This is a genomic window from Antarcticimicrobium sp., from assembly GCF_029212575.1.
Classification (GTDB): Bacteria; Pseudomonadota; Alphaproteobacteria; order Rhodobacterales; family Rhodobacteraceae; genus Antarcticimicrobium.
This window is the reverse complement of sequence record NZ_JARGPK010000054.1, coordinates 59,124-75,658: the sequence shown is the minus strand read 5'-3', so window position 1 is coordinate 75,658 and position 16,535 is coordinate 59,124. Positions and strand designations below refer to the sequence as shown.

Genomic DNA, 16,535 nt, shown 5'->3' with positions numbered 1-16,535 from the left:
CGATATCGCCGTTGTTGGCGGTCTCGGTCTCGCGGATGATGACGACATCGCCGTCGTTGATCCCCGCCTCGATCATCGAGTCACCCTTGACCTCAAGCGCGTAATGCTCCGCCTGACCCGAGAGCATGGTGCCCGGAACGGCGACGCTATGCGACACATGGCTGATCGCCTCGATCGGAACGCCGGCGGCGATCCGTCCCATCATCGGCAGTTCGACCGAATAATGTTCCACCCCGTCTGCATTGGCCGGGCGCGACGCCGGGCGGCCATCCCCGTTGATGATGCGGGGCGTGAACCCGGCCCCGGCAGTACCGCCCAGGCTCTCGGGCAGCTTGACGATCTCGATCGCCCGGGCCCGGTGCGCCAGTCGGCGGATGAAACCGCGTTCCTCAAGCGCCGTGATCAGCCGGTGAATGCCGGACTTGCTGCGCAGGTCGAGCGCAACCTTCATTTCGTCGAAACTGGGCGGCACCCCTTCGCGCTGTACGCGCTTATGGATAAATTCCAGCAAATCCAGTTGTTTCCGGGTCAGCATCTATCACACCTCGTGGCCCTGCGTTTCACTTTGTTCTACGCATGTTCACGTTTTGTGTCAAGGGCGCCGCGCCCCGGCGTCAGATGGGGAGGTAATCAACCAGATCTCCGGCCGCCTGCGCGGGATCGCCGGGCGGGCGCCGGATCAGTGCGTTGGAGGCCGAAAGCACCGAAAGAAGGGAGCTGTCCTGATCGCCACTCAGGGTGATCCGCCCGTCGCCGCCGATTTTTGCCCGCATGTAATGCTCGCGCGGGCCATTCGCCGCGATCGCCTGCGCCAGCGGTGCCCGCAACAGGGCGGGGGCTTTTGCCCCAATCCCAAGCATCGCCCGGATCATCGGTGCAAGGAAAATATGCCCGCAGACCATGGCCGAAACCGGGTTGCCCGGCAGCCCGACCATGGCCGCGCCGTTCATCCGCCCGGCCATCAGTGGTTTGCCGGGCCGCATCAGCACCTTGTAGAACGACCGTTCCAGCCCCAGTTCACCGGCCACGCGACCGACCAGATCGTGATCGCCGACCGAGGCGCCGCCGATGGTGACCACCAGATCGGCCCCCTCGGCCAGCCCGAAGGCGGTGCCGAGCGACGACAGGGTGTCGCGTGCGATCGGCAGGATGCGGGCCTCGACCCCCAACGCCTCGAGCATCGCCTTGAGGCCAAAGGTGTTCGACGAGAGGATCTGGTCGGGGCCGGGATCCTCGCCCGGCATCACCAGTTCGTCGCCGTTGGAGATCAGCGCCACCACGGGTTTGCGCGCCACCGGCACCCGGGCGATGTTCATCGCCGCCAAGAGCGCAATATCGGCGGGCCGCAGCAACCGCGGCGCGCTGACGCCGTCGCCGGCCCGGAAATCCACCCCGGCCGGGCGCACGTTGTCCTTTGTGCCGGGATCGTTGATGATGGTGACCAGATCGCCGCTATGGCTCACGTCCTCTTGAATCACAACGAAATCCGCGCCCTCGGGCATCGGCGCGCCGGTAAAGATACGCACCGCCTGACCCGGCCCGACGCGCCCTGCGAATCGGCGCCCGGCGGCGGCCTCGCCGATCAGCTTGAACATGGCGTGCAGTTCGACCTCGGCGGATTTCACCGCGTAGCCGTCCATCGAGGAGGCGGCAAAGGGCGGCTGATCGCACCGCGCGGCGACATCGCGGGCCAGAACCCGGCCCGAGGCCTGGGCCAGCGGCACCTCTTCCACCGGCATCGGCGCGGCAAGCTCGAACAGTCGCGCGCGGGCCTCGTCCACGGTAATCATTTTGCCTCGTACCGCCCTGATTTTCCGCCATCTTTCAGCACAACACGGATGCCGCCGATCTGCATGCCCTTGTCCACCGCCTTGACCATGTCGAACACCGTCAGCGCGGCGACGCTGACCGCTGTCAGCGCCTCCATCTCGACGCCGGTCTGTCCTGTGGTCTTGACCGTGGCGCGGATGTGCAGCCCGGGCAGGCCGGGGTCGGCCTGTAGTTCCACCGCCACCTTGGTCAGCGGCAGCGGATGGCACAGCGGGATCAGATCCGGCGTTTTCTTGGCGCCCATGATCCCGGCCAGTTGCGCCACGCTCATCACGTCGCCCTTTTTTGTATGACCTTTTGTAATGATGTCAAAGGTTTGCGGGCTCATGCTAATGTGACCCTCGGCAATGGCGACGCGGGCGGTCTCGGGCTTGTCCGAGACATCGACCATCACGGCATTTCCGGCGGCGTCGAAATGGGTCAGATCGGCCATGTCACATCCCTCCCGGTGCGGTCAGCGGATTGGCAAGCAGCTGGCGGGTGGCCTCGGCCACGTCGTCCTGGCGCATCAGGCTTTCGCCGATCAGGAAACATCGCGCGCCATAGCGGGCCATGTCGGCCAGATCCCCGGGGGTGCTCAACCCGCTTTCGCAGACGATGGTGCGATCCGCGGGCACCAGTTTGGAGAGCCTCCGCGTGGTGTCCAGCGTCGTCTCGAAGGTCTTTAGATTGCGGTTGTTGATGCCGATCAGCGGGCTATTCAGCAGTGACGCGCGCTCCAGTTCGGCCTCGTCATGCACCTCGATCAGCACGTCCATGCCCCAGTCGAAGGCCGCCTGTTCCAGCTCGGCCGCCTGGCCGTCCCCGACCGAGGCCATGATGATCAGGATGCAGTCACCCCCCAGCGCGCGGGCCTCGGCCACCTGGTAGGGGTCGTAGATGAAATCCTTGCGCAGGGCAGGCAGGTCGCAGGCAGCACGGGCGGCGGTGAGATAGTCCTTGGCGCCCTGGAAGCTGGGCGTATCGGTCAGCACGGAAAGGCAGGTGGCGCCGCCCGCCGCATAGGCCTGTGCCAACGCCGGCGGATCGAAATCCGGGCGGATGAGGCCCTTGGACGGGCTGGCTTTCTTGATCTCGGCGATCAACCCGTATCCGCCCCGACTGGCCATTTGCAGCGCCTCGGCAAAGGGGCGCACCGGGCTTGCCGCGCGCGCCTCGGCCTCGACCTCGTCCAGCGGTTTCGCGGATTTGTCGGCGGCGATCTCGTCCAGCTTGTAGGCCTTGATACGGTCCAGAACGGTCTCGGTCATGCGCCCTCCTGCGTGATTCGGGCCAGGGTTTCGACGCGCGCCCTGGCCCTGCCGCTGTCGATGCTCTCTTTGGCCATGGCGACGCCCTCGCGCAGGTCGGTGGCAACACCTGCGATCACCAGCGCGGCGGCGGCGTTCAGCAGCACAGCATCGCGATAGGCCGAGGGCACACCGTCAAGCAGCGCGCGCAGCGCGGCGCCGTTCTGTTCCGGCGTGCCGCCGAGAATGTCCTCGAAGGGATGCACCGGCAGGCCGGCGTCCTCGGGGTGCAGCTCGGCCTCCCTGACCACGCCGTCCTCCAGCGCCGCGACCCAGCTGACCCCGGTGATGGTCAGCTCGTCGGTGCCGTCCGATCCGTGCACCAGCCAGGCGCGCTCCGATCCCAGCCGGCCTAGGGTCTCGGCCATCGGGCGGATCAGGTCGCGGGTAAAGGTGCCGGTCAACTGCCGCTTCACCCCCGCCGGGTTGGTCAGCGGCCCGAGGATGTTGAAGATGGTGCGCGTGCCCAACTCGGTCCGCGCCGGGCCCACATGGGCCATCGCCGGGTGATGCATCGGCGCCATCATGAAGCCGATCCCGGCTTCGCGCAGCCCCCGCTCGACCACCTCGGCGCCGACCATGGTCTTGATCCCCACCTGGCCCAGGGCATCGGCGGAACCCGATTTCGACGACAGGTTGCGGTTGCCATGCTTGGCCACAGGCACCCCGGCGCCGGCCACCACGAAGGCGGTTGCGGTCGAGATGTTGAGCGTGCCCTTGCCGTCGCCGCCGGTGCCGACGATATCCATCGCCCCCTCGGGCGCGGTCACCGCATGGCATTTGGCCCGCATCACCGCTGCGGCGGCGGTGTATTCGTCAACCGTCTCGCCCCGGGTGCGCAGCGCCATCAGCAGCCCGCCGATCTGTGCCGGCGTGGCCTCGCCGTCGAACAGGATATTAAAGGCGGCCTCGGCCTCCTGCGGGGTCAGTGGGCGTTCGGCGCTGGCGCCGATCAGCGGTTTCAGCGCGTCGCTCATGCGGGAACCTTCATCTCGTTCAGGAAATTCTTCAGCAGCGCGTGACCATGCTCCGAGGCGATCGACTCAGGGTGAAACTGCACCCCGTGGATCGGCAGCTCGCGGTGCTGCAGACCCATGATGGTGCCATCCTCGAGCCAGGCGGTCACGGAGAGGTTGTCGGGCAGGCTGTCGCGGTCCACCACCAGCGAATGGTAGCGCGTCGCCTCGAAGGGCGAGGGCAGCCCGGCGAACACGCCCTGGCCCTCGTGGTGGATCACGCCCATCTTGCCGTGCACGATGTCCGCCGCGCACACCACCTTGCCGCCGAAGGCCTGGCCGATGGTCTGGTGGCCCAGGCAGACGCCGAGCAGCGGGATCCGCTGCGCCGCCGCCGCTTTGGTCAGGGTCAGGCAGATGCCGGCCTTGTCCGGGTCGCAGGGGCCGGGCGAGAGCAATATGCCCTCGGGGCGCATCGCGATGGCGTCCTGCACGCTCAGCGCATCGTTGCGGCGGGTGACCACATCGGCCCCCAGTTCGCCCAGATAATGCACCAGGTTGTAGGTAAATGAGTCGTAGTTGTCGATCAGCAGAAGCATGGCATCCGGGGCAGATTGGGGGCTGGTGGCAAAAGCGCCGCCAGCACTATAATGGTGGTGCCATACATGTTCAGGGATGGCCACCAGCGTCAAGGGCCGGAGGGCGGGACAGATCGCTGCCCCCTGCAGAGGTCTGGCGGGTGCGATCGTGGCGAGAAGAGAGGCAAGGCAGGGATGCGCGGATTTTTTGGCGGTCTGGTACTGGGCGCTGTTCTGGTGGCGGCCGGGGCGGCGGGGCTGTCGCTCCTGATTCCGTTGGCGCGGCCGGATGTCGTGACCGAGCCGCCGGTGGCTGCCGCCGGGGCGGAGGCAGGCGGCGAGGATGCCGGGGTTGCACCGGCTGGAATGGATGCGGATCTGGTCGAGGCTGCTCCCATCGCGCCGCGTGGCGAGGGGCGCACGACCGACGATTTGGCCTCGCTGGAAGGGGCCGACACGCAGCCGGCCGGCAAACCGCGGATCGGCGGCGCGACGACCGGGCTCGACCGGCCGGAAGAGGTAACGGGCGCCCCGGAGGTATCGGCGAAGGGGGAGGACCCGGTCTCGCCGCAGGCGCCCACCGGCGGACCCGACGCGCCGATGACAGAGGCCGGAGTTCCAGTGATCTCCGATCCGGCCCAACCGGCGCCGCCGGCGGTGCCGCAGACCGGTTCCGACTTTGGCATGACCCCGCCCGAGGGCGATGCCGCGCCCGAGGTCGCCACCCGCATGGATCCCGGGACAGAGGGTGCGGCGCCCTCGGCGCCCGGCTCCGGCCCAGAAGGCGAGGAGTCTCCCGTGCTCGCGACCGATCCCGGTGCCGCCCCCGATACCGGGACGGATCCGGCGGCCGGGGCTGCGCCGGAGACCCAGTCCGCGCCGGGCGAGGTGGCGGGCGCTGAAACCGCGCCGGAGACGCCGATGGGAACACCGTCCACCATGGCGCCCGCGCCGGGTGCCGCGCCGGATGCCGATACCGAGGCCCCCGACGCCCCCGCGCCGCGAATCGCGGCGCTGCCGCAGGCCGGATCCGGCACCGGAAGTACCGCGCAGGGACCGGCCATCGGCACCCCGGTCAAACCCCTGACCGACCGCGATGATACGCCGGACGCACGCCCGGTGGGGCCGCGACCGCTCACGCTTTACGCCGCGCCCTTCGAGAATCCGGAAGATCGGCCGATGATGTCGATCGTGCTGATCGACGACGCCGGCTCGATCGGAGCCGAGGCCCTGGCGGATTTCCCTTATCCGCTGACCTTCGCGGTCGACCCGTCGCTCCCCGACGCGGCAGAGCGCATGGCGCGCCACCGCGCCGCCGGGTTCGAGGTGGTGATGCTGGCCGATCTGCCCGCCGCCGCCAATCCGCAGGATGCCGAGGTCGCTTTGTCGGTCTGGCGCGATGCCCTGCCCGAGGCGGTGGCGATTCTTGAGGGGACCGGCACCGGCCTGCAGGGCAACCGGGCGCTGTCGGACCACGTGACCGAGATCGCGCAGGATACCGGGCTGGGGTTGATCACCCAGGCCAACGGGCTGAACACGGTGCAGAAACTGGCCGTGCGCGCCGGGGTGCCCTCGGCGGTGGTGTTCCGCGATTTCGACGGCGCCGGTCAGACCCCGGTGGTGATGCGCCGGTTCCTGGACCAGGCGGCGTTCCGTGCCGGGCAGGAGGGGGCGGTGATCATGCTGGGCCGGGTGCGGCCCGACACGATCAGCGCGCTGCTGCTCTGGGGGTTGCAGGACCGCGCCGAACGGGTCGCGCTCGCCCCGGTCTCGGCGGTGCTGACACAGGCGCCGGTGGCGCGATAGGTGGCGCGGCGGGGCCTCGGGCTCAGACGAACAGCGCGTTCAGAACGGTAAAGACCAGGGCCGAGAGCAGCGCCGCGGCGGGCACGGTGATCAGCCAGGCCGCGAGGATGGTCAGGAAATGCGATCTGCGCACCAGCTTGCGCCGGCGTCGCTCCTCGACGGCGAGTTTCTTGCGTTCTAATGGCACATTGCGGGGGCGTCGTCGTTCGCTGTGCCATTCGCGGAAGAACCCGACGCCGAACACCGCACCCACCGCGATATGGGTGGAGGACACCGGCAGGCCCAGCCAGCTTGCCACGATCACGGTGATCGCCGCCGAGAGCGCGACGCAATAGGCACGCATCGGGTTCAGCTTGGTGATCTGGCTGCCCACCATGCGGATCAGCTTGGGCCCGAACAGCACCAGGCCGAAGGAAATGCCGAAGGCCCCGACGATCATGACCCAGCTGGGAATCGCGACCTTGCCCGCGATGTCGCCGAACTCGGCCGTGTGCACGATGGCGGCCAGCGGGCCGACCGCATTGGCCACGTCATTGGCGCCATGCGCAAAGGACAGAAGCGCGGCGGAGATAACCAGCGGCAATGAGAACAAAGTCTTGAGCGACTTGTTGCGGTTCTCCATGCCAACGGACTGGCGCCGGATCAGCGGCGCGGCGATGGCATAGCTGAGGGCGCCGACCAGAAGCCCGATCAGCAGCGCGGTGCTCAGGTCGATATGGATCACCTTTTTCAACCCCTTGACCGCCAGATAAGCGGCAAAGGCCCCGGCCATGATCCCGACCAGCACCGGCACCCATCGCCGGGCGGCGGCGATCTTGTCGTCCTGGTAGATGATCTGCGCCTTGATGAAGGCGAGGAAGGCGGCGGCGATTACCCCGCCAAGAACCGGAGAGATCACCCAGCTGGCGGCGATCGCGCTCATGCTTGACCAGTTGACGGCGCCGAACCCGGCGGCGGCAATGCCGGCGCCCATCACGCCGCCAACCACCGCGTGGGTGGTGGAAACCGGCGCGCCGATCCAGGTCGCAAGGTTGACCCACAGCGCCGAGGAGGTCAGCGCCGCCATCATCGCCCAGATAAAGACCGAGGAATCTCTCAGCCCCGCCGGGTCGATGATGCCCTTGGAGATCGTCGAGACCACGTCACCGCCCGCCAGCAGCGCGCCGGCGCTTTCGCACAGCGCGGCGATCACGATGGCGCCGCCCAGCGTCAGGGCATTGGCGCCGACCGCCGGCCCCATGTTGTTGGCCACGTCGTTGGCGCCGATGTTGATCGCCATGTAGGCGCCGAGCACGGCTGCGGCGATGATGATCGCCGAGGTGGAGCCGCTGCCGGTGAAAACCGCCGCGAACAGCCCGACGAGCACCATGAAAGCCAGCGCGACGCCAAGGCCCACCATCGGCCGCGCGACATAGAGCGTCGCCAGTTCAAGCTGGCTGATCCGGCCCAGATCCTTGTCGAGCGTTTTCCAATGCCGGGGGAGGGGGGGCTGTGACATTCACGCTTTCCAGTGCCAACCGGGACTGTCCCGCGCACATGTCAAAATTCGGTTACATTCGGGGGGCGGGTAGGACGGATCGGAGCTCAGTTCAAGCGCGCGCGGTCATTTTTTCGGCGAACTGTTGCAGCGCCTCGCGCAGGCCGGGCTCACCGGCCCTCTGGATAGCCTCGGAAATCGGCAGCCAGACACGCTCGCGGCGATCGACCTCGGGGAAATCGTCGCACATCCGCGTCACCTCGATCGGGTAGACCCAGATGGTGCAGTTGCGCTCCAGCCCGCTGCCGTGCAGCTTGATGCAGTCGTAGCTGGTCAGCGGGTCGCGCCAGGCCGTGCTCTCCTGCACGCCAGCCTCTTCCCAGGCCTCCTGTTGCGCGATCTGCCATCCCTCCAGCCCGGTGATGGGCCAGCCCTTGGGGGCGATCCAGCGTCCGCGCGACGAGGTCACCAGCAGCACCTCGGGCGCACCATCGGCGCCGGGGCGGTAGCAGAGCGCGGCAAACTGGACCGCCTTCGGGCGGCTCAGGATAAGCTTGATATTCTCCAGCCACGGGATCGGTCGCGCGGTCATTTCAGGTGTGCCTTGGGTGCTCGAAGTGTGATTTTTCAATATTGGGTCAAAATTGACCGAAATCAATTTTTGCCACGCTAGCGACGAAAAATCAACCCGGCCAGGCGATCCAGGCCTCGGGCGGGCCGGCAAAGACGTTGATATCCACCGGACCTTCGACCCCCGGCACCACGCCGGTGCCGGTGTACTGCCAGAAGATCCAGCGCGCGCCGGGATAGGTTTCGCGCGGGTGGCCGGCGACCGAGCGCAGCCAGAACTGGGTTCCCGAAAGCTGGCCAATCCCGGTCTCGCGGTAGAAATCCGGCGTGGTGTAGATCACCGGGCGGCGGCCGTAGTGGCGTTCGAGAATATCGAGGAACCGGCGCGCCTCGGCCCGGACCTTGGCGCCCTCGGGGCGCTCGGTGCAGGTGGGCGAGCGGTGGTTCCATTCCATGTCCAGCACATGCGGCAGGGCAGCCGGGTCGCGCGGCACGTGGCGGATGAACCAGCGCGCCTGTTCCGCCGCCGGACGGCAGAAATAGAAATAGTGATAGGCGCCGTGCCGCAGACCGGCGCCCTTGGCCCCGTGCCAGTTACGATCGAACATCGGGTCGCTGTGGTCGCCGCCCTCGGTCGCCTTGATATAGGCAAAGGCGGCGCCGCCGCGGCGCACCGCGCGCCAGTCGATCTCTCCCTGATAGCGCGAGACGTCAATGCCGTGTACCGCGTAGCGGTCTGGGGGGATGCCCTGCCAGTCATGCGGGTCGAGATCGTCGAACCGTGGCGCGGCAAGAAAGGACATATGCGGATGCGCGGCGGCCTCAGCCGCCGATGTGGCGGGTGCCTGGGCCCGCTGCCCACAGGCCGCAAGCAAGAGAGACCCGCATAGCCACAGGCCGATTCGACCCATCATCGCCCGACCCATCGCACACCTTTTTAACAAAATCACATCACCATTAACGCGCAGTTGGCGGCGTATTGCAACGGCGTATCCGGGCGATCAAAGATCCAGATCGACCCAGACGGGAACATGGTCCGAGGGTTTCTCGTATCCGCGGATTTCCTTGTCGATACCGACCTCGCACAGCAGATCCGCCGCCTGTGGGGTCAGCAGCACATGGTCGATGCGGATGCCGTCGTCGCGGTTCCAGGCGCCGGCCTGGTAATCCCAGAACGTATAATACCCCGGCCCGCGCATCCGCGCGCGCAGCGCATCGGTAAAGCCCAGGTTGACGACGCGCTGATAGGCGGCGCGGCTGTCGGGACGAAACAGGGCATCCTCGGTCCAGGCCTCGGGGCGGGCGGCGTCCTCGGGCTGCGGGATGACGTTGTAGTCGCCGGCCATCATCGCCGGTTCCTCCGCGGCCAGCAGATCGCGCGCGCGCGCCTCCAGCCGCGCCATCCAGGCCAGCTTGTAGTCGTACTTGGGCCCCGGCGCCGGGTTGCCATTGGGCAGGTAGAGCCCGCAGATGCGCAGCGCGGTCTTGCCGACGACGGTGGCCTCGATCCAGCGCGCCTGTTCGTCGGTGTCGTCGCCGGGCAGGCCCCGGCGAACATCCTCCAGCGGCAGTTTCGACAGGATCGCCACGCCGTTGAAGCTTTTCTGGCCGTGGGTCTCCACGTTGTAGCCGCGCTCTTCGAAGAGCTCGCGCGGGAAATTCTCATCGACCGACTTGATCTCCTGCAGGACCGCAACATCGGGCTGCGCGTCATCCAGCCAGGAGGTCAGCGCGGCGACGCGGGCCTTGATCCCGTTGATGTTGAAGGTGGCGATTTTCATGGCGGCCCTCTCGACCCGGTGCAGTGCAATCTATCGCCGATCCCGCGGGCGGGGGCAAGGCAGCGACCCGATCAGTGTGGTGATTCGCGTCCTGCAAAGGATGATTCGCCCCGTTCGCGGAGTTAAAACTGCCGATATTCCCTATGAAATCAGGGGTGTGGATAAGTTTTTTAACCCTGTGGGGCGTTTCTGCTTTGGGTTGTCAGGTGAAAATTTAATGCCCGTAATTGATGTGGACAACCTGCGGAGTGCAGCGACCGGGAGAGAAAAGCAATTTGTGGCATCGGGGCGGCGTGCCAGCCTGAATGGACGATCAACACCATGCTCAGAGGGGTTTGAGATGACTGCACAACGCAAAGAGTACGAAGCCGAGATCCGGTCCACGGGCACCAGCCTGTTCGATGGAGATGCCACGGAGATGTTCTCTTCCGGAGCCGCGCCCGTGTCCGGCGCGGATGCCATGTCCGGCGACGCCACTGCGCTGTTCTCTTCCGGCGCCGCGCCGGTGGCCTGCGCCGAGATTGCCGCTGGTGACGAGGTCGGGCTGTTCTCCTCCGGGGCGGCCCCGGCGATGGAAGCGCGCACGCTGGGCGGTGACCTGGTCGAGATGTTCTCGTCGGGGGCCGCGCCCACCGCAGGCGGCAAGGTGACCGCGGGCGAGGGGGCTGAGATGTTCTCGTCCGGGGCGGCTCCGGCCGCGCGGTCGTCGGGAAGCTGACGTCGCGGCGGGGGAGAGGCAAAGGGTTCGTAACGGGAGGCAGGTGATGTCGAATGTCGTTCGTCTCGAAATCCCGCCCCGCGGTCAAGGCAGGGCGGCCCGCCACGCCGCCCTGCTCGCGTGCTTCGCCGGTGCGCGGCGGGCCCCCGAGGAGGTTTTCTGGCTGAAGGAGAACGCCGAGCTGCTGAACATCCTTGAATGCACGGGTGCGCGCCCGGACGCTGCGGCCCTGGCGCCGCTGCAAGACTTCTACGACGGGGCCGAGGACCGTCTGCGGTTCTTTCCCCAGTATTACCGGTTCATCCTGTCGATCTGCCTCGACCTGGAGGATCTTGGCCTGCCCGGCGACAAGGGGGCGCGGCTTTGCGCCTGGGCGGCGCGCCAGGGGCTGGCAGAGGCCGAACTGTCCGATTTGCAGCGTGCCGAGGCGGTACGCCTGATGGCCCGGCGGGACGTAGCGGCGCTGCCCGGGGACGCGGACCCCGAGGCTCGGCTGCGCCGGTTCATCGGCCGGTCGGAAACCTTTGCCCTGCCCAACAAGAAGGCGGCCTATGAGCTGACCCATATCGTCTTTTACCTCAGCGAATACGGCCGGATTGATCCGGCGCTGGAGGCGGATGCGATCACCAGCCTGGAGTTCGCCGGGCTTCTCGCCTTTCTCGACCGCAACGCGGATCTGCTGGCCGAGATCTGCATCGCGCTGCGCTATGCCGGGCACGACCCCTCGCCGATCTGGGAGCAATGGCTGGAGCGGGAAACCTTCGGGTTCATCGTCGAGACCGGGCCGCGGGTCGATCTTGCGGACGCCTATCACACCTATTTCGTCACCTCCTGGCTGATGGCGCTGAGCGGCGGGCGGGATTTCGTCAAGCCGGCGGAGCCCGGCCCGATGAGTTTTCACCGCGCGCCGATGGCGCCGGCCCCGCTGCGAGAGATGTCGCAGGCGCTGTACCGGCTCGAGGCGGCGCGCAGCCGGGACTGGGCGAGGATGCGGCCGCATGTGGCGGCGGCGCTGAGCGGGGCCGGGGCGGACATCCTGGCCGAGGCCGAGGCCAGCAGCGCGCATTTCGAGGAATTCTTCGCCGGGTTTGCCCGCGCAGGGGCGGCACCATGAGCCGCCTGACACCAAGGCTCAGCCATGCCGCGCCCCTGGCCGGGGCCGGGCTGGTGGTCGCTTATACCGCGCTGATCTCCTCGGCCGATGCGATCACCAAGCTGGTTGCAGGCGGCTACGCCGCGCCGCAGATGTACTGTCTGAGCGGCCTGATGGTGATGGGCCTCAGCGTGCTGGCCGACCGGCATCCGCGCCAGCGCCGGGGTCTGGCCACCCGCTGCCCGGGGGCGATGGCGCTGCGCTCGGGGGCGACGGTGATCGCCTCGGTCGCCTTCTTCCAGGCGTTCCGGCTGCTGCCCTTTGCCGATGTGTTTCTGTTCGTCGCCCTGATGCCGATCCTCGCCGGGCTGATGTCGGGTCCGATCCTGCGCGAACATGTGCGGCCCGCAGCCTGGGCGGCGCTGGCCTCGGGCGCGGTGGGGGTGATGTGCCTGTTTCCCTCCGGCTCCGGCTCGATCTCCGCCGGTCATCTCTACGCGCTGGCCGCGGCGCTGTTCGGAACGTTTTCCATGGTGATGGCACGGTTTATCGGACGGCACGAAAGCAACGCCCTGGCCCAGGTCTTTTATCCCAATCTGGCGATCTTCTGCACCATGGGGCTGGCCCTGCCATTCGTCTGGGTGCCGATGCCGGCCTCGGACCTGTCGCTGGTCGCGGCCTACGCCGGGCTGCTTTTCGTGGCGCGCTGGCTGCTGGTGGTGGCGCTGCGGATGCTCGCGGCCTATGCGGTGACGCCGCTGATGAACCTGCAATTCGTCTGGATGGTGGGGCTTGGCGCGCTGGGGTTCGGGGAATGGCCCGGGGCGGGCACCTATCTGGGCGTCGCCATCGTGATCGGCAGCGGCCTTTACCTGCTGTGGGACCAGGCCGCCCCCGGGATCGGGGCGCGGCCCGGGCTGGCTGTGTCGTTCAGGAAGTGACCATAAGTATCTGAAATATCTGGGTACAATTTCCTGAAAACAGGCGGTTTACATCGAAAAGGACGTGCCGCAGCCGCAGGACGATGTGGCGTTGGGGTTCTCGATCACGAACCGCGCGCCGATCAATTCCTCGGTGAAATCGATGGTGGCGTTTTCCAGGAACGGCAGCGAGACGGTATCGACGACGACCTTCTGCCCCTTGCCTTCCAGCACCAGATCGTCCTCGGCCGGGTCGTCCAGCGCGATGTCGTACTGGAAGCCCGAGCATCCGCCGCCTTCGACGGCCACGCGCAAGGCCTTGCCCTGATCGGCCGCTCCGATCTCGGCCAGGCGGGCAAAGGCGCGTTCGGTCACTTTGGGGGGCAGCTTCATGGCGCACTCCGGCGTTTGAATTCCTCTGACATTCCAATATAGAGGCCACGAGCACTGGCACAAGAACAAGGACGGCAGATGCGCGCGCCTTATGCCTCGGATCCGGAGGCCAGCCGCGGACGGCTGGTCGCTGAGGAGGAAAGCAGCTTTCGCTCCTGCTTCCAGCGGGACCGGGACCGGATCATTCATGCCAGCGCCTTTCGGCGGCTGAAGCACAAGACTCAGGTTTTCGTCGAGCATGAGGGCGACAATTACAGAACCCGGCTGACCCATTCGATCGAGGTGGCGCAGGTCGCCCGCACCATCGCCGGGGCGCTGGAGCTGAACCAGGAGCTGACCGAGGCCGTCGCACTGGCGCATGACCTTGGCCACACCCCCTTTGGCCACACCGGCGAGGATGCGCTGCATGCGATGATGGCGCCCTATGGCGGCTTTGACCACAACGCGCAGGCGATCCGCATCGTCACCGTGCTGGAGCGCCACTATGCCGAGTTCGACGGCTTGAACCTCACCTGGGAAACTCTTGAGGCGATTGCCAAACACAACGGGCCGGTGGTGGGAGAGCTGCCCTGGGCGCTGGCCGAATGCAACGCCGCCATCGACCTGGAACTGCACACCCATGCCAGTGCCGAGGCGCAGGTGGCCGCCCTGGCCGACGACATCGCCTATAACAACCACGACCTGCACGACGGGCTGCGCGCGGGGCTGTTCAGCGACGACGACATCACGCCGCTGCCCATCGTCGGCGCCGCCTATGCCGAGGTCGACGCCAAGTATCCTGGCCTCGACTGGAACCGGCGCCGCCACGAGGCCCTGCGCCGGGTGTTCGGCGTGATGGTCACCGACCTGATCGATACCGCGCGCGGCAATCTGGCGGAAAGCGGGGCGCAACGGGTCGAGGATATCCGCCTGTTGGGGCGCCCGGTGATCTGCTTTTCTCCGGGTCTCTGGGATGACCTGAAACAGATCCGGGCGTTTCTGTTCCGCCGGATGTACCGCGCCCCCAGCGTCATGAAAAAGCGCGTCGAGGTGGCCCGCGTGGTCGAGGAGCTGTTCGCGCTCTTTGCCGGCGATCCGGGCCTGCTGCCGGATCGCTGGCACCCCGATCTGGCCCGGGCGGCGGGCGATGAAACTGCGGTGGCGCGGATCGTCTCCGACTACATCGCCGGGATGACCGACCGCTTTGCGCTGCTCGAACACGCGCGGCTGCTGGGCGACCGTCCGTCCTGACGGCCCCGCAGCGGCGGTTGACCGCCCCGTGGGGAGTGGTAAACCGCGCCAAAGCCCGAAAGGATGCCCGATGAACCTGTTTGCCGATATCCGCACGCTTGTCGTGTCTCACCTTGACGAGATGATGCAGTCCGGCGTGCTGCCCGCCGGGCTGGCGCTCGACAATGTCACAGTGGAGCCGCCGCGTGATCCGGCGCATGGCGACATGGCCACCAACGCGGCGATGGTGCTGTCCAAGCCCGCGAAGATGAAGCCGCGCGACATCGCCGAGGCGCTGGCCACCCGGCTGGCCGGGGACGCGCGGATCGAAACCGCCGAAGTGGCCGGACCGGGCTTTCTCAACCTGCGCCTGTCGGGCGGTGTCTGGCGTTCGGTTGTCTCAGGCGTGCTGCAACAGGGCGATGCCTATGGCCGCTCGGGCATGGGGCAGGGGCGCAAGGTCAACGTGGAATACGTCTCGGCCAATCCCACCGGGCCGCTGCACGTGGGCCACACCCGCGGCGCGGTGTTCGGCGATGCGCTGGCCAGCCTGCTGGCCTATTCCGGTCATCAGGTGACGCGCGAATACTACATCAACGACGGTGGCGCGCAGGTCGATGTGCTCGCCCGCTCGGTCTACCTGCGCTATCTCGAGGCGCTGGGGGAGGCGGTGGAGTTTCCCGATGGCACCTATCCCGGCGAATACCTGATCGAGGTCGGCGAGACGCTGGCGAAAGAGGTCGGCGACCGCTACGTCGACCAGCCCGAGGCGGTCTGGCTGGAACAGCTGCGCGACTATGCCACCGACAAGATGATGGAGCTGATCCGCGCCGATCTGGCCGCGCTCGGCGTCAAGATGGACGTGTTCTTCAGCGAGAAATCGCTTTACGGCACCGGCCGGATCGAGGCGGCGATCGAATACCTGCGCGGCAAGGGCTTGATCTATCGCGGTGTGCTGGAGCCGCCCAAGGGTAAGACGCCCGAGGACTGGGAGCCGCGCGAGCAGACCCTGTTCAAATCCACCGACCACGGCGACGACGTGGACCGCCCGATCATGAAATCGGACGGCAGCTGGACCTATTTCGCGCCGGATATCGCCTATCACTATGACAAGGTGACGCGCGGCTTTGACGAGCTGATCGACATCTTCGGCGCCGATCACGGTGGCTATGTCAAGCGGATGAAGGCGGCGGTCTCGGCGCTGTCCGAGGGGCGGGTGCCGCTCGACATCAAGCTGACGCAGTTGGTCAAGCTGTGGAAGAACGGCGAGCCGTTCAAGATGTCCAAGCGGGCGGGCAATTTCGTCACCCTGCGCGACGTGGTCGAACAGGTCGGCCCGGACGTGACCCGCTTCGTCATGCTGACCCGCAAGAACGATGCGCCGCTCGACTTCGACTTTGACAAGGTGCTGGAGCAAAGCCGGGAGAATCCGGTGTTTTATGTACAATATGCCCATGCCCGGGTGATGAGCGTGCTGCGCAAGGCGGCGGAGGCCGGGATCGCCGCCGATGACGCCGCCCTCGGTGCCGCCGATCTGTCGTCTGTGGGTCACGAGGCCGAACTGGCGGTGGCCCGCAAGCTTGCCGAATGGCCGCGCCTGGTCGAGATCGCCGCGCGCGCGCATGAGCCGCATCGCGTCGCCTTCTACCTCTATGAGCTGGCCGGCGAGTTCCACGCGCTGTGGAACCGGGGCCACGAATTGCCCGAGCTGCGCTTCCTTCAAGAGGGCGACATCGCCACAAGCCAGGCAAAAATGGCCCTCGCACGGGCCGTATCCGTTGTTATTTCCGCCGGTCTTGGTATTCTTGGGGTAACGCCGGCGCAGGAGATGCGGTGACAAAACCGCCCGAACCGCCGGCCCGAGGCAGATAGCAAGAGACCCCGGGTGCGGAGATTTTCCCGCGCCGAACGGGCA

The 16,535-nt window shown here is 67.1% G+C and carries 17 protein-coding genes; 6 read left to right on the top strand and 11 right to left on the bottom strand.

Annotated elements, in window-relative coordinates; translation table 11 throughout:
- The 6 genes from lexA to P1U75_RS11255 all read right to left on the bottom strand — a co-directional run.
- Positions 1 to 535 (bottom strand): transcriptional repressor LexA (lexA, locus tag P1U75_RS11280; protein ID WP_300243252.1); only part of this gene is annotated, 535 nt, incomplete at its 3' end.
- A gap of 79 nt (positions 536 to 614) precedes the next feature.
- Positions 615 to 1,790, bottom strand: coding sequence for a gephyrin-like molybdotransferase Glp (gene glp / locus P1U75_RS11275; RefSeq protein WP_300243249.1), 1,176 nt, complete (start codon positions 1,788 to 1,790; stop codon positions 615 to 617).
- Complete coding sequence (gene moaC, locus P1U75_RS11270) at positions 1,787 to 2,263, bottom strand: cyclic pyranopterin monophosphate synthase MoaC (RefSeq protein WP_300243246.1); 477 nt, start codon at positions 2,261 to 2,263, stop codon at positions 1,787 to 1,789. The genes glp and moaC overlap by 4 nt, the downstream gene beginning before the upstream one ends.
- A 1-nt stretch (position 2,264) precedes the next feature.
- Positions 2,265 to 3,080, bottom strand: a complete 816-nt coding sequence (gene trpC, locus P1U75_RS11265; protein ID WP_300243243.1) for an indole-3-glycerol phosphate synthase TrpC — start codon at positions 3,078 to 3,080, stop codon at positions 2,265 to 2,267.
- Entirely contained in the window at positions 3,077 to 4,096 is a 1,020-nt protein-coding gene (trpD, locus tag P1U75_RS11260; RefSeq protein WP_300243240.1) for an anthranilate phosphoribosyltransferase, read from the bottom strand. Before trpD ends, trpC begins: the two co-directional genes overlap by 4 nt.
- The gene (locus tag P1U75_RS11255) at positions 4,093 to 4,674 is read right to left on the bottom strand and encodes an aminodeoxychorismate/anthranilate synthase component II (RefSeq protein WP_300243237.1); all 582 of its coding nucleotides are present in this window, start codon (positions 4,672 to 4,674) and stop codon (positions 4,093 to 4,095) included. The genes trpD and P1U75_RS11255 overlap by 4 nt, the downstream gene beginning before the upstream one ends.
- Before the next feature lie 174 nt (positions 4,675 to 4,848).
- Between P1U75_RS11255 and P1U75_RS11250 the strand changes: the two genes are divergently transcribed.
- A complete protein-coding gene (locus P1U75_RS11250; RefSeq protein ID WP_300243234.1) occupies positions 4,849 to 6,459 on the top strand; it encodes a divergent polysaccharide deacetylase family protein in 1,611 nt (536 codons plus the stop codon).
- A gap of 22 nt (positions 6,460 to 6,481) precedes the next feature.
- Here the strand turns inward: P1U75_RS11250 and P1U75_RS11245 are convergent, their stop codons facing one another.
- The 4 genes from P1U75_RS11245 to xth form a co-directional block, all read right to left on the bottom strand.
- Positions 6,482 to 7,957 (bottom strand): inorganic phosphate transporter, encoded by a 1,476-nt coding sequence (locus P1U75_RS11245; RefSeq protein WP_300243232.1) that lies wholly within the window; start codon positions 7,955 to 7,957, stop codon positions 6,482 to 6,484.
- 91 nt (positions 7,958 to 8,048) lie between these two features.
- Entirely contained in the window at positions 8,049 to 8,528 is a 480-nt protein-coding gene (locus P1U75_RS11240; RefSeq protein WP_300243230.1) for an NUDIX hydrolase, read from the bottom strand.
- Positions 8,529 to 8,619: 91 nt separating this feature from the next.
- On the bottom strand, positions 8,620 to 9,309 hold the full coding sequence (locus P1U75_RS11235) for a GH25 family lysozyme (protein ID WP_300243227.1): 690 nt from the start codon (positions 9,307 to 9,309) through the stop codon (positions 8,620 to 8,622).
- A 198-nt stretch (positions 9,310 to 9,507) separates the two neighbouring features.
- Entirely contained in the window at positions 9,508 to 10,287 is a 780-nt protein-coding gene (xth, locus tag P1U75_RS11230; RefSeq protein ID WP_300243225.1) for an exodeoxyribonuclease III, read from the bottom strand.
- Between the two features lie 340 nt (positions 10,288 to 10,627).
- Here xth and P1U75_RS11225 point away from each other — a divergent pair, with 340 nt between their 5' ends.
- The 3 genes from P1U75_RS11225 to P1U75_RS11215 are packed head-to-tail and all read left to right on the top strand — an operon-like array spanning position 10,628 to position 13,039.
- Positions 10,628 to 11,005, top strand: a complete 378-nt coding sequence (locus tag P1U75_RS11225) for a DUF6749 domain-containing protein (protein ID WP_300243222.1) — start codon at positions 10,628 to 10,630, stop codon at positions 11,003 to 11,005.
- Between the two features lie 46 nt (positions 11,006 to 11,051).
- Positions 11,052 to 12,119 carry a hypothetical protein gene (locus P1U75_RS11220; protein ID WP_300243220.1) on the top strand — a complete coding sequence of 356 codons (1,068 nt, stop codon included), beginning with the start codon at positions 11,052 to 11,054 and terminating at the stop codon, positions 12,117 to 12,119.
- Complete coding sequence (locus tag P1U75_RS11215; RefSeq protein ID WP_300243218.1) at positions 12,116 to 13,039, top strand: DMT family transporter; 924 nt, start codon at positions 12,116 to 12,118, stop codon at positions 13,037 to 13,039. The genes P1U75_RS11220 and P1U75_RS11215 overlap by 4 nt, the downstream gene beginning before the upstream one ends.
- A 48-nt stretch (positions 13,040 to 13,087) precedes the next feature.
- Here the strand turns inward: P1U75_RS11215 and P1U75_RS11210 are convergent, their stop codons facing one another.
- Positions 13,088 to 13,411, bottom strand: coding sequence for an iron-sulfur cluster assembly accessory protein (locus P1U75_RS11210; protein WP_300243216.1), 324 nt, complete (start codon positions 13,409 to 13,411; stop codon positions 13,088 to 13,090).
- Between the two features lie 78 nt (positions 13,412 to 13,489).
- On the opposite strand from P1U75_RS11210, the gene P1U75_RS11205 reads away from it, so the two are divergent.
- Both P1U75_RS11205 and argS read left to right on the top strand, forming a co-directional pair.
- Positions 13,490 to 14,641: a deoxyguanosinetriphosphate triphosphohydrolase gene (locus P1U75_RS11205; RefSeq protein WP_300243214.1), complete on the top strand. Its 1,152-nt coding sequence runs from the start codon at positions 13,490 to 13,492 to the stop codon at positions 14,639 to 14,641.
- Positions 14,642 to 14,711: 70 nt separating this feature from the next.
- Positions 14,712 to 16,457, top strand: coding sequence for an arginine--tRNA ligase (gene argS / locus P1U75_RS11200; RefSeq protein WP_300243212.1), 1,746 nt, complete (start codon positions 14,712 to 14,714; stop codon positions 16,455 to 16,457).
- Positions 16,458 to 16,535: the final 78 nt, after the last annotated feature.